Raw genomic sequence first — 12,705 nt, 5'->3', positions numbered from 1 at the left:
TCACGGCAGAGGTCGTGGCGAGACCTACCTAAATCTCCGTCCGCTTGAGGAGATAGTCGAGGCCGCCGACGCGATACCAGCGATAGCCGTATGCATCGAGCATGACGGTATGAAGTCCTTTTTCGTCCGCCTTGCTGCTCGCACCATCGGCGATATCGATCAATTGTCGTCCGTCTTCACCGATGTCAGGATCGAAAGTCACTTCCGCCGGCTGTGCATGCAGATTGTGCAGGATCAACACGGAATTGCCGCGCCAGTCATAACGAAGCGCCAGCACGCCGTCGTCGCCGGTGTCAATCACGGAGAAGTCGCCCCAGCCGATCTCAGGAGCTTCCTTACGCATCCGGATCATCCGCTCGGTCCAGTTCAGCAAAGAATTGGGATCGCGCCGCTGTTCGGCAACATTGATATGCTGGAAGCCGTAGGGGCCGTCCTTGATGACAGGGGAGATGGGTTTTTTACTTTTGGTGAACCCGCCTTCCGGTTCCGTCGACCATTGCATCGGCGTGCGGGCGCAATTGCGCTCGGGCATGCCTAGATCGTCGCCCATGCCGATTTCGTCGCCGTAGCGTATGACAGGCGTTCCGGGCAGCGAAAACAGCAGGCTGTAGGCCATTTCGATCCTGCGGTGGTCGCCGCCGAGCATCGGCGCCAGGCGACGACGAATGCCCCTGTCGTAAAGCTGCATGTTCTTGTCGGCCCCGAAAGCGGCAAATACCGCATTGCGCTGCTTTTCCGTCAGCCGGCCGAGGTCCAGTTCATCATGGTTGCGGAGGAAGAGGCCCCATTGTGCGGTCGCCGGGCGCGGTTTCGTCGCCTCCATGGCCTTCTTGAGCGGCCGCGTGTCGGCGCTGGCGAAAGCGTAAAACAGCGCCTGATTGACCTGGAAATTGAACATCATCTGCATGCGGTCGCCATCATCGCCGAAATATTCGAAATTGTCCTTCGGCAAGATATTGGCCTCCGCCAAAATGATGGAATCGCCCAGGCGCCACTGCAGGAATTCGCGAAATTTCCTCAGCATATCGAATTGTTCGACAGGCTTGGTAACGTCGGCGCCTTTTGTCGCGATGATGAAAGGGGCGGCATCCATCCTGAAGCCGGAGACACCGAGCTGGATCCAGAAGCCCATGATCTTGAGGATTTCCGCCTGCACCTCGGGGTTCGATGTATTGAGATCGGGCTGATGATCGTAGAAGCGGTGAAAATAATAAGCCTTTGCCTTGTCGTCATAGGTCCAGGTCGTCTTCTGGACGCCCGGGAAGACCATGCCCTGATCGGCATTATCAGGTTTTTTATCCGACCAGACGTACCAGTCGCGATAGCGCGAGCGTGGATCGCTCCTTGCGTCCTGGAACCAGGGATGGTCCCTGGATGTATGATTGATCACCAGGTCGATCAGCACCCGGATACCGCGTTGCTTGGCGCCGTGGGTGAACTCGACGAAATCGCCGAGCGAGCCATAGCGCGGGTCGACATTGTAATAATCGGAAACGTCGTAACCGTCGTCGCGACCGGGCGACGCCTGGAACGGCATGAGCCAGATCGCGGTCACGCCGAGGCCGGAAAGATAATCGAGGCGCCGCATCAGGCCCTGAAAATCACCGACGCCGTCACCGTTCGCATCCATGAATGTTTCGACGGACAGGCAGTAGATGACAGCGTTCTTATACCAGAGGTCGTTGATCATGCCGGGGCTCCAATCCAATCTGGTCGCAAATCCCGGCGGGCGGAAAAGGTTCCGATAAAGCATTCGCTATGTGGGTCGCTAAGCTTCGCGGTAAACACTGCGCGGGCTCATCCTCGACAAACCGCTTTCAGCCAGGCTGACAAATCCGGCAGCGATGCTTTGCCTATTTTAGTGAAATCTGATGTACTATAGTGTCCCGGCAGCAAGCAACGGCCGGTGCAATGTCGGAGGATGCGATGCAGTGCGCGCGGGCAGTTTCTCTTTCATCGGCCGCCGTGATGGCGGTTACGATTGCCGACGTGTCGCTTTCTGCGGAAAAGAGCGCGCGGTTGAACTCGCAAGAGGCGGTCATCCGTTCCGACCACGTCCTGACGGTTCCTCTGGACGCGATGATGACGCCGCCGATCTTCTCGATCAGCTGGTGGTCGCGGGTAAAGCCCGCTTCCAGCGTCGATCCGCCGGGGTATCTTCTTAAGAGACCAGAGGAGATGACGCGCAATACCGACCGGGAGCTGAATGATCGTGCCCGCCGACCCGAATAGTCAGGCAAAGAAAAGCCGGCGCGGACGCCGGCTTTTATATCGATTCGAATTGAAGCCGCTTACGCCGCGCGGCGGATCAGGATGTGTTTCTTCTTGCCGAGGGAGAGCTTGATGATGCCGTCGGCGGTGATCTCGCCGCTGCCGATCATCTTGCGTTCGTCGCTGACCGCCTCGTCGTTGATGCGGACTGCGCCGCCCTGAACGTGACGGCGGGCTTCGCCGTTCGATGAGGCAAGGCCGGCACGAACGATCAGCGACAGCAGGCCGATGCCGGCGTCGAGCTCGGAGGCGGGCACATCGACCGATGGCAGATTTTCCGAAAGGCCGCCTTCCTCGAAGGTCTTGCGTGCGGTTTCGGCGGCTTGTTCAGCGGCCTCGCGGCCGTGCAGGATCGCCGTTACCTCGGTTGCAAGGATCTTCTTGACCTCGTTGATCTCCGAACCGCCGAGTGCCGAGAGCCGGGCGATTTCATCCATCGGCAGCGTCGTGTAGAGCTTCAGGAAGCGCGAGACGTCGGCATCCTCGGTGTTGCGCCAGTACTGCCAGAAATCATAGGCCGAGAGCATGTCGGCGTTCAGCCAGATAGCGCCCGTCGCCGACTTGCCCATCTTGGCGCCCGACGAGGTCGTCAGCAGTGGCGATGTCAGTGCATAGAGCTGCGGTGTCCCCATACGGTGACCGAGATCGATGCCGTTGACGATATTGCCCCACTGGTCCGAACCGCCCATCTGCAGGCGGCAATCGTAGCGCTTGGCAAGCTCGACGAAGTCGTAGGCCTGGAGGATCATGTAGTTGAATTCCAGGAAGGACAGGGATTGTTCGCGGTCGAGACGCGTCTTGACGCTGTCGAAGGACAGCATACGGTTGACCGAGAAGTGCTTGCCGACGTCGCGCAGGAATTCGAGGTAGTTCAGCGAGCGCAGCCATTCGGCATTGTTGATCATCAGCGCGTCCTTCGGACCGTCGCCGTAGTTTAGGTAATTGGAGAAGACGCGCTTGATCGAGGCGATGTTGCCTTCGATCGTATCGACGGTCATGAGCTGGCGCGCCTCTTCCTTGAAGGAGGGATCGCCGACCATGCCGGTGCCGCCGCCCATCAGCGAGATGGCGCGATGGCCGGTCTTCTGCATCCAGTGCAGCATCATGATTTGGATCAGCGAACCGGCATGCAGGCTGGGCGCGGTCGGATCGAAGCCGATATAGGCCGTCACGGTTTCCTTGGCGAACAGGTCGTCGAGGCCGCTTTCATCGGAGACCTGATGAATGAAGCCGCGCTCTTTCAGCGTACGGAGGAAATCGGACTTGAACTCGGACATAGGTTTCGTCTCTTGGTGTCTGCTTCGCACCCCATGCGGGCTTGAAGCAAGTTCGTTGTTGTTGATCTGTCGCGGCGCGTTTAGCACTGTTTTTATAAAAGTGCATCCGGGAATCGCATGGGAGGCAAGCCTCATGGATGTCATCAGGACCGCGATTGGGCTGATGAGCGGCACGTCGATGGACGGAATCGACGTCGCGTTGATCAGGACTGACGGCCGCGGCTTTATCGAGCGCGGGCCGTTCATGGGCGTGCCCTATGACGCGGATTTTCGCGGGCAGCTCAAACGGGCGCTGGAACTGTCGCGTCCACTCAGTGAGAGAAGCCAGCGACCGGCTGAGCTTCGCGATATCGAGCTTGAACTGACGTTGCGGCATGCAATTGCCGTTACGGCATTCATGGGGCGTTTCGATATCGCGGCCGATACCGTCCATGTTCTCGGCTTCCATGGTCAGACAGTGCTTCATCGCCCTGATGAGGGATTGACGATCCAGATCGGCGACGGCGGGGAACTGGCCAAGAGAACCGGCATATCGGTGGTCTACGACATGCGCGCCAACGATATGGTTCATGGCGGGCAGGGCGCGCCGCTGGTGCCGGCCTATCACGCAGCACTTGCGGGAAAATTCCAGCAGGCGGGACAGGCGGTGTGCTTCGTCAATATCGGCGGCATCTCCAATCTGACCTTTATCGGCACGGACGGACGGATATCGGCGTTCGACAGCGGTCCGGGCAATACGCTGATCGACCAGTGGGTGGAGATGCAGACCGGCAAAACCTATGACCCCGGCGGCGAGATCGGTGGGCGCGGCAAGGTCGTGGCCAGCTTGGCGGAACGATATCTGCAAAGCCCGTTCTTCCACGGCAATGTTCGCCGTTCGCTGGACCGCGGCGATTTTGCGCCGCTTCGGCCCGAGGAAGCGAGCCTTGAAGACGGCGCCCGGACGCTGGCGCATGTCGCCGCCGCCTCGATCATCAAATCCGCCGGTTTCCTGCCGGAGACCCCAGCGCTCTATATCGTCTGCGGTGGCGGGCGGCTGAACGTCACTCTCATGGCAGAGTTCTCAGTCATGGCCGAAAGGCTGGGCTCGGGGGTGTTGACGGCGGAGGAGGCGGGCTTCGACGGCGATGCGATGGAAGCCGAGGCCTGGGCCTATCTCGCCGTCCGATCGTTGGACGGGCTGCCGCTGACATTCCCCGGCACGACAGGGGTCGCGGCTCCCGTCACCGGCGGGGTACTGGCAACACCATGACAGAGCAAAGGGTCTTATTGAAGACGCCACGGCTTACCTTCGTCATGTGGGACGAAGGCGATGCGATCCTGGTGCAACAGCTGCATTCGACGATGGCGACGACCCGATACCTGTCCGGCAACGTGCCGTGGAGCCTCCAAAAGGCTGAGGAACGGCTGCACGGCTGGTTCGAGGAACAGGCGCGCGACGGCACGACCAAATACAAGCTCCTTGCCGAAGACGGTCGATTTGTCGGCCGTGCGGGGATTTCAAAGTTCAGGAACGAGCAATTCGAACTCGGTTATTCCCTGCGCGAGGAGGCTTGGGGCAAGGGCCTGGCGACCGAAGCGGCGAGCGCGTTGGCCGACTGGTTCTTCGAACGGCAGTTTGCATCCGGCTTCATCGCCTTCACGCATCCCGAAAACATCGCCTCGCAGCGTGTCCTTAGAAAGATCGGCATGCGCGAACGCACGCCGATTCTGGTCGATGGAGTGCTGGACACGGCCTTCGAACTCACCGCCGAGATGCGACCGGCAAAGCTCTAACTCTTTACGGCGACCGGCCGGACATGGGATTCGCGCCCAGCCTGATGGCCATCCTCGACTCCCCTGACCTGGGCGATGAACGAGAATTTCTTGCGAAGGCCGAGGATCGGCTTCTCGATGAAATGCCAGGACAGCACTGCAACGGCGAGAGCCGATGGCAGGCCGACGAGATAGAGAGCCAGCGCACCATATTTCGGATAGAGGAAAACCGACGGGAACGAGCTGATCCAGATCTGCAAAAACGGGTCGTGATAGAGATAGACGCCGTAGGAATAGTCGCCCTTCCTGAAAAAGGCCGGGATGGGCACCTCGGACAGGCCGACGAAGACGGTGATGTAAACGAGAGAGGTGATGACCAGGGGCCGGTTCATCACCGACTCCGTCGCCCGGCTGTCCAGGGTGAGGATAGCAACGATGCAAACCAGGCAGGCGGCGGCGAACAGCCAGCGGGAATGCGGAATGACTGCTCTGAACTGAAAGACGACGATGCCCATCATGAAGGCCGTGATCAGCTGCGAGCCTCGGCTCATGAACAGGAAGCGAGCGACCGGCTTGATCGAGCCGGGCAACAGATAAGGCATCTTCTGCACGATAAGGCCGATGACGATGTAGGCGATCGTCACCGCGAGCAGCTTGTAGCGCGTCTTCACAATGGCGGTGATCATCAGGAACGACATGATGATGTAGCAGAAGATTTCCCAGGGAACCGTCCACAGAGCGCCGTTGACACGCTGGCTCGGATTATCCTGGAAAACGCCAGGCAGCTCGTAATGGATCCAGCCGACGATATTCAGGAAGTATTTGAAAAACCGCTGATCGGTAAAATATTCGGAATGATAAACGACCGTAATGATCGGCCCGATGATCAGCGAACAAACGACGATATCGACGGCAAGGGCCGGGACGATGCGCAAGCCTCGGTTGATCAGAAAATTCCGGAGGCTCAGGCGCTGGGCGCTGCCGGCGATCAGAAATCCGCTCAACGCGAAGAACATCGGAACAAGAGCGTATTCAGTGAACCAGAATACTGACCCCCTGATGAAGTCATTATTGTCGGTTAACAAAAAGGAATGGGTCAATACGATGGAAAAGGCGAGCCCTATTCGAAGGAAATCGAACCCCGGACCAATTCCCCTATATTTATCCAGGACTTCCCCGAACGACTTGGTCATTGCGGACCTCGCTTTTGTTAGGATCGCGAGGACCCTACCGCACTGCAACATGGATTGCAACACGATAGGTGATCTGTTCCGGCACAGCCGGCTCCGGTTGTGTTCCGGACCGTCATGGCATTGATGAGGCTGAGATTTTTGGTGTCAGCGAATCCGCTTGGCGGCCGGTTCCGGCACCAGTTCGCCGTTGAGGCGACGGTCGAGATAATCCTCGCATTCGCCCATCAGCGTTTCCACCTGGCCATTGAAGAAGTGGTTGGCATTGGCAACGGTGCGGTGCGTGATGAGGATGCCCTTCTGGGTCTTCAGCTTCTCGACCAGGCCGTTGACATCCTTTTCCGGCGCGACCTTGTCGGCCTCGCCGTTGATGATCAGGCCGGAAGACGGGCAGGGCGCCAGGAAGGAAAAGTCGTAGGTATTCGGCTGCGGCGAGATCGACATGAAGCCTTCGATCTCCGGCCGGCGCATCAGGAGCTGCATGCCGATCCAGGAGCCGAAGGAATAACCGGCGACCCAACAGGTCTTGGAATCAGGATGCAGGCTCTGCACCCAGTCGAGCGCCGAGGCGGCATCCGAGAGCTCGCCGGCGCCGTGGTCGAATTCGCCCTGGCTGCGGCCGATTCCCCGGAAATTGAAGCGCAGCGTCGTGAACCCGCGCTTCTGGAACATGTAGAAGAGCTGATAGACGATCTGATTGTTCATCGTGCCGCCGAACTGCGGATGCGGATGCAGAATCAGGGCGATGGGCGCGCTTTTTTCCTTGGAGGGCTGGTAGCGGCCTTCAAGACGGCCGGCTGGGCCGTTGAAAATAACTTCGGGCATTGGTACTCCGGGTTTTATTTCGCGTTCGCGCTGCGTTGGATGACAACATGACTTGACTCGTGTTGTCAGCTTTTCTAAAACGCAGTTTAGAACAATTCGAAACTTGCATGGCGATCCACGCATCGTGGAACGTGTCATAAGGCAAGCCCGGCGGAAATTTCAAGAAAAATGAACCGCGGCCGCTGAAGCAAGCTCGTCAAGCGCAGGACTGAAGATCATGGCGCCGCCACGCCTTTATCTCGACTGGAATGCCACAGCGCCGCTGCACCCCGCAGCACGCGCGGCGATCATGCGCGCCATCGACGTATTTGGCAATCCGAACAGCGTGCATGGAGAGGGCCGCGCCGCGCGCGCCGCCATCGAAGGCGCACGACGCAAGGTGGCAGCACTTGCCGGTACCGATGCCGGCAATGTGGTCTTTACCAGCGGCGCGACCGAAGCCGCCAATCTGGTGCTGACGCCGGATTTCCGCATGGGCCGCACGCCGCTTCGCCTTGGCCATCTTTATTTTTCGGCGATCGAGCATCCGGCGGTGCGCGAAGGCGGCCGCTTCGCCAGAGAGAAGATGACGGAGATCCCGGTGACGGAAGCCGGCATCGTCGATCTCGATGCACTGGGCCTCCTGCTCGATGCGCATGACAAGGCCGCCGGCCTGCCGATGGTCGCTATCATGCTCGTCAATAACGAGACGGGCATCGTTCAACCGGTCGAGGCGGCCGCAAAGATCGTCCACGCCCATGGCGGGCTCTTCGTCGTCGACGCCGTGCAGGCGGCCGGCCGCATCGCGCTCGATATCGGCAAGATCGGCGCCGATTTCATGATAGTTTCCTCGCACAAGATCGGCGGGCCGAAGGGTGCCGGCGCGCTCATTGCGCAGGGCGAAGCGCTGATGCCCAGGCCGCTGATCCAGGGCGGCGGGCAGGAGCGGGGTCACCGCTCAGGGACACAGAATTCGCTGGCGCTGATCGGCTTCGGCGCGGCAGCTGAAGCGGCCATCGACGAACTCGATGCGCGCAATGCGGCAATCGGCTCGTTGCGCGAGCGGCTGGAAGCCGGCATGCGCGAGGTAGCAACCGATGTGATGATCCACGGCGAGGGTGGCGAGCGTGTCACCAATACGATCTTCTTCACCCTGCCGGGGCTGAAAGCCGAGACCGGACAGATCGCCTTCGATCTCGAAGGCGTCGCACTTTCCGCAGGTTCGGCCTGCTCATCGGGTCGGCTTGGCGAAAGCCATGTGCTGACGGCGATGGGCCGTGACGCCAAGCTCGGAGCTCTGCGCATCTCGCTCGGCTTTTCGACGACGGAAGAGGATATCGACAGGGCGATCGCGGCTTTCACAAAGATCGCCAACCGGCGCAGGTCGGTTGGGGAGGCGGCGTGCCCGCTGTCAAAACTTGCGGAAACGCAAATTTCTACTTGCCAATCGGGCTGAAAAGTCCCTTTTGGCCTCTTACATAAAGGGCAAGACAATTGCCCAAACGCTACAAGCTGCCGGACCTTGTATCCGGCGAGATTGGAGAATGAGATGGCTGCGGTGCAGGAAACAATCGACCGGGTGCGCCTGATCGATGTGGACCAGTATAAATACGGTTTCGAGACCGTCATCGAGATGGACAAGGCGCCGAAAGGCCTGTCCGAAGATATCATCCGCTTCATTTCGGCGAAGAAGCAGGAGCCGGAGTGGATGCTGGAATGGCGTCTCGAGGCCTATCGTCGCTGGCTGACGCTGGAAGAACCGACCTGGGCGCGCGTCGACTATCCGAAGATCGATTTCAACGACATCTATTATTACGCCGCGCCGAAAAGCACGCCGGGTCCAAAGTCGCTCGACGACGTCGATCCGGAGCTGCTGAAGGTCTATGAAAAGCTCGGCATCCCGCTGCGTGAGCAGGAGATCCTTGCCGGCGTCGAGAAACCGAAGATCGCCGTCGACGCCGTCTTCGACAGCGTCTCGGTCGTTACCACGTTCAAGGCAGAGCTGAAGAAGGCCGGCGTGATCTTCATGTCGATCTCGGAAGCCATCCGCGAGTATCCGGAACTGGTGAAGAAATACCTCGGTTCCGTCGTTCCGACCAGCGACAACTACTATGCGACGCTGAATTCGGCAGTCTTTACCGACGGTTCCTTCGTCTTTGTGCCGAAGGGCGTTCGCTGCCCGATGGAGCTGTCGACCTACTTCCGCATTAATGAGAAGGGCACCGGCCAGTTCGAGCGCACGCTGATCATCGCGGAAGAGGGCGCCTACGTCTCCTATCTCGAGGGCTGCACGGCGCCGCAGCGCGACGAAAACCAGTTGCATGCCGCCGTGGTCGAGCTGGTTGCGCTCGACGATGCCGAGATCAAATATTCGACGGTGCAGAACTGGTATCCCGGTGACAAGAACGGCAAGGGCGGCATTTACAACTTCGTCACCAAGCGCGGCGATTGCCGCGGCGACCGCTCGAAGATCTCCTGGACGCAGGTCGAAACCGGCTCGGCGATCACCTGGAAATATCCGTCCTGCATCCTGCGCGGCGACGACAGCCGCGGCGAGTTCTACTCGATCGCCGTGTCCAACGGCCACCAACAGATCGACAGCGGCACCAAGATGATCCATCTCGGCAAGAACACGTCGAGCCGCATCGTCTCCAAGGGCATCGCCGCTGGTGTGTCCAACAACACCTATCGCGGCCAGGTCTCGGCCCACCGCAAGGCGTCGAATGCGCGCAACTTCACCCAGTGCGATTCGCTGCTGATCGGCGACAAGTGCGGCGCCCATACCGTGCCCTACATCGAGGCGAAGAATTCGACGGCGCAGTTCGAGCATGAGGCGACGACCTCGAAGATCTCCGAGGACCAGCTGTTCTACTGCCTGCAGCGCGGCATCCCGACCGAAGCGGCGATCGCCCTGATCGTCAACGGCTTCGTCAAGGAAGTCCTGCAGGAACTGCCGATGGAATTCGCCGTCGAGGCGCAGAAGCTGATCAGCATTTCGTTGGAAGGCAGCGTGGGCTGACATGAACGAGACGGACAAGAAACGCATTCTTGAACGTCTGGAGAACATGCGCGGGGAGATATTGGCGAAAATTCGCCCCCGCCAGCAGGCATATGAACCCGAGAAACCGCCGGAGCAGCCCTATGTGTTTCTCCAGCAGCGCATGGAAAAGCCGGGAAAGATCGTTCAGGGGATCCCGGAATTTCTCGAATGGCTTTGGCTCGTAACGGTCGCGGTTTTCCGTGTCATCCGTTTTTTTGGGCGATAGCACCGAGCCCAACATGATGATGTCCTTACAAATTACGCGAGGCTCCGATGAGCTGCGCAGAGAAAACGCAGGAAGAACCAAAGATGCTTGAAATCAGAAACCTTCATGCCCGCATCGCCGAAGACGGCACCGAGATCATCCGTGGCCTGAATCTGACGGTGAAGGCCGGCGAAGTTGCCGCGATCATGGGGCCGAACGGCTCCGGCAAGTCGACGCTCTCCTATGTGCTGTCCGGCCGCAGCGATTACGAAGTCACCGAGGGCGACATTCTCTACAATGGCGAGAGCATTCTCGAGTTCGATCCCTCCGAACGCGCCGCCAAGGGCATCTTCCTCGCCTTTCAGTATCCGGTTGAAATTCCGGGTGTCGCCACCATGCAGTTCCTCAAGGTGGCAATGAACGAGCAGCGCAAGGCGCGCGGCGAGGACGAGCTGACGACGCCGGATTTCATGCGCCGCGTCAAGGATGCCGCCGGCAAGCTGCAGATCAATACCGAGATGCTGAAGCGGCCGCTGAATGTCGGCTTCTCCGGCGGCGAGAAGAAGCGGGCCGAAATCCTGCAGATGGCGCTGCTCGAACCGAAGCTCTGCGTGCTCGACGAAACCGATTCCGGCCTCGATATCGACGCGCTGAAGATCGTCGCCGACGGCGTCAACGCGCTGCGTTCGCCGGACCGCGCCGTTGTGGTCATCACCCATTACCAGCGCCTGCTCGACTATATCGTGCCGGATACCGTCCATGTGCTCTACAAGGGCCAGGTGATCAAGTCGGGCGACAAGACGCTGGCGCATGAGCTGGAAGCCAACGGCTATGCCGACATCATCGGCGCGGCAGCCTGAGTTTCGGGCGGAAAGGACGACGTCCATGAACATGCAGACGACAAGCCGCCTGACCGCGGCCGAGGCGGCGCTGATCGAGGCCTTTAACCAGCAGATCGGCGAGCTGCCGGGCAATGGCGCGGTAACAGCACTGCGGGACCGGCTTCTCGACGATCTGAAGAAGGCCGGCCTGCCGACGCGCCGAATCGAGGCTTGGCACTATACCGACCTCAAGAATCTTTTGCGCACTGTCCCGTCGCAGGCGGGTGATGCCGGCTCGGACGCTTTGGAGCCGCTCGTTGCTGATGCCACGGTGCTGGCGGTGATTCAGGGCCATTCCAACCAGAAGGCTGCCGCTGACGGTCTTGGCGTTTCGCCCTATTCCGAACGTCTGCTCGACGGCTCCGCCGCGGACGGCCTGGATGCGCTCGGCAGCGACGACGCGGTCGGCCGCATCAATGGCAGCTTCGTGCGCGACGGCTATGTCGTCGACGTGCCTGCCGATACCGAGCTTGAAAACCCGCTCGAAATCCAGTTCATCCATGCCGGTGGGCAGACGCACACGCGTCTTCCTGTTTCCTTCGGCGCCAACGTCAAGGCGACCGTCATCGAGCGTCACCTTGCGGTGACTGGCGACGCAGCCTTTGTGTCTCACGTCAGTGACATCGTTGTCGGCGAGGGCACGGAGCTGACCTGGATCATATTGCAGCAGCAGGGAGCCGACGATACGCATCTCGGCCAGATCCGCATCGATCTCGGCGCTGATGCCAAGCTTCGGCTTTTCGTCATCAATGCCGGCGGCAGGCTGGTGCGCCAGGAGCTCAACATCAAGGTGACGGGCGAGGGCGCAGACCTGACGCTGCGCGGCATCAATCTGCTCGGCGGCGACACGCATACTGACGTGACGATGGTGCTCGGCCACGACGTGCCGAATACCGGCTCGACCGAAGTGATCCGCAACGTCGTCTTCGACCGCGCCAAAGGTGTGTTCCAGGGCATGATCCGGGTCGCGCCCGATGCGCAGAAGACCGATGCCAAGATGGCCTGCAACACGTTGCTGATGTCCGACGATGCCGAATTCTCGGTCAAGCCCGAACTCGAAATCTTCGCCGACGACGTCCAGTGCGGCCATGGCGCCACGGTGACCGATATCGACGCCAACCATCTCTATTACATGATGGCGCGCGGCATTCCGGAGAACAAGGCGCGGGCGATGCTCGTCAACGCCTTCGTCGCCGAAATCGTCGAGGAACTGGAAGACGAGGCCCTGGTCGAGGCGCTGGAAGGCGTGATTTCGGCCTGGCTCGAAAAGCACGCCTGATCG

The 12,705-nt window shown here is 59.9% G+C and carries 12 protein-coding genes; 8 read left to right on the top strand and 4 right to left on the bottom strand.

Going from position 1 to position 12,705, the window contains the following annotated elements; all coding sequences use genetic code 11:
* Positions 1 to 28: 28 nt before the first annotated feature.
* Positions 29 to 1,690 carry an alpha-amylase family protein gene (locus RWK44_RS24770; RefSeq protein ID WP_316029525.1) on the bottom strand — a complete coding sequence of 554 codons (1,662 nt, stop codon included), beginning with the start codon at positions 1,688 to 1,690 and terminating at the stop codon, positions 29 to 31.
* Positions 1,691 to 1,911: 221 nt separating this feature from the next.
* Between RWK44_RS24770 and RWK44_RS24765 the strand changes: the two genes are divergently transcribed.
* A complete protein-coding gene (locus tag RWK44_RS24765; RefSeq protein WP_168283576.1) occupies positions 1,912 to 2,232 on the top strand; it encodes a hypothetical protein in 321 nt (106 codons plus the stop codon).
* Between the two features lie 59 nt (positions 2,233 to 2,291).
* Here the strand turns inward: RWK44_RS24765 and tyrS are convergent, their stop codons facing one another.
* Positions 2,292 to 3,548: a tyrosine--tRNA ligase gene (gene tyrS, locus RWK44_RS24760; RefSeq protein ID WP_168283577.1), complete on the bottom strand. Its 1,257-nt coding sequence runs from the start codon at positions 3,546 to 3,548 to the stop codon at positions 2,292 to 2,294.
* A 133-nt stretch (positions 3,549 to 3,681) separates the two neighbouring features.
* Between tyrS and RWK44_RS24755 the strand changes: the two genes are divergently transcribed.
* Both RWK44_RS24755 and RWK44_RS24750 read left to right on the top strand, forming a co-directional pair.
* Positions 3,682 to 4,800: an anhydro-N-acetylmuramic acid kinase gene (locus RWK44_RS24755; RefSeq protein ID WP_316029524.1), complete on the top strand. Its 1,119-nt coding sequence runs from the start codon at positions 3,682 to 3,684 to the stop codon at positions 4,798 to 4,800.
* Positions 4,797 to 5,324: a GNAT family N-acetyltransferase gene (locus RWK44_RS24750; RefSeq protein WP_131665272.1), complete on the top strand. Its 528-nt coding sequence runs from the start codon at positions 4,797 to 4,799 to the stop codon at positions 5,322 to 5,324. The genes RWK44_RS24755 and RWK44_RS24750 overlap by 4 nt, the downstream gene beginning before the upstream one ends.
* Here RWK44_RS24750 and RWK44_RS24745 read toward each other — a convergent pair.
* Both RWK44_RS24745 and RWK44_RS24740 read right to left on the bottom strand, forming a co-directional pair.
* A complete protein-coding gene (locus tag RWK44_RS24745; RefSeq protein WP_131665273.1) occupies positions 5,321 to 6,496 on the bottom strand; it encodes an acyltransferase family protein in 1,176 nt (391 codons plus the stop codon). The genes RWK44_RS24750 and RWK44_RS24745 overlap by 4 nt on opposite strands.
* Positions 6,497 to 6,640: 144 nt before the next feature.
* The gene (locus RWK44_RS24740) at positions 6,641 to 7,318 is read right to left on the bottom strand and encodes an alpha/beta hydrolase (protein WP_003540001.1); all 678 of its coding nucleotides are present in this window, start codon (positions 7,316 to 7,318) and stop codon (positions 6,641 to 6,643) included.
* A 217-nt stretch (positions 7,319 to 7,535) separates the two neighbouring features.
* Between RWK44_RS24740 and RWK44_RS24735 the strand changes: the two genes are divergently transcribed.
* The 5 genes from RWK44_RS24735 to sufD all read left to right on the top strand — a co-directional run bounded on the left by RWK44_RS24735 (position 7,536) and on the right by sufD (position 12,702).
* A complete protein-coding gene (locus RWK44_RS24735; protein ID WP_316029523.1) occupies positions 7,536 to 8,753 on the top strand; it encodes a cysteine desulfurase family protein in 1,218 nt (405 codons plus the stop codon).
* Positions 8,754 to 8,846: 93 nt separating this feature from the next.
* Positions 8,847 to 10,316 (top strand): Fe-S cluster assembly protein SufB, encoded by a 1,470-nt coding sequence (gene sufB, locus RWK44_RS24730; protein ID WP_131665275.1) that lies wholly within the window; start codon positions 8,847 to 8,849, stop codon positions 10,314 to 10,316.
* Between the two features lies 1 nt (position 10,317).
* Entirely contained in the window at positions 10,318 to 10,563 is a 246-nt protein-coding gene (locus RWK44_RS24725) for a hypothetical protein (RefSeq protein WP_131665276.1), read from the top strand.
* 83 nt (positions 10,564 to 10,646) lie between these two features.
* The gene (gene sufC, locus RWK44_RS24720) at positions 10,647 to 11,402 is read left to right on the top strand and encodes a Fe-S cluster assembly ATPase SufC (protein WP_131665277.1); all 756 of its coding nucleotides are present in this window, start codon (positions 10,647 to 10,649) and stop codon (positions 11,400 to 11,402) included.
* Between the two features lie 25 nt (positions 11,403 to 11,427).
* Entirely contained in the window at positions 11,428 to 12,702 is a 1,275-nt protein-coding gene (gene sufD, locus RWK44_RS24715; protein WP_168283579.1) for a Fe-S cluster assembly protein SufD, read from the top strand.
* Positions 12,703 to 12,705: the final 3 nt, after the last annotated feature.

The sequence above is a fragment of the Rhizobium sp. 25PS6 genome, from assembly GCF_032464655.1.
Taxonomy (GTDB): Bacteria; Pseudomonadota; Alphaproteobacteria; order Rhizobiales; family Rhizobiaceae; genus Rhizobium; species Rhizobium laguerreae.
The sequence above is the reverse complement of the archived record's forward strand: the minus strand, read 5'-3'. Positions and strand labels throughout refer to the sequence as shown.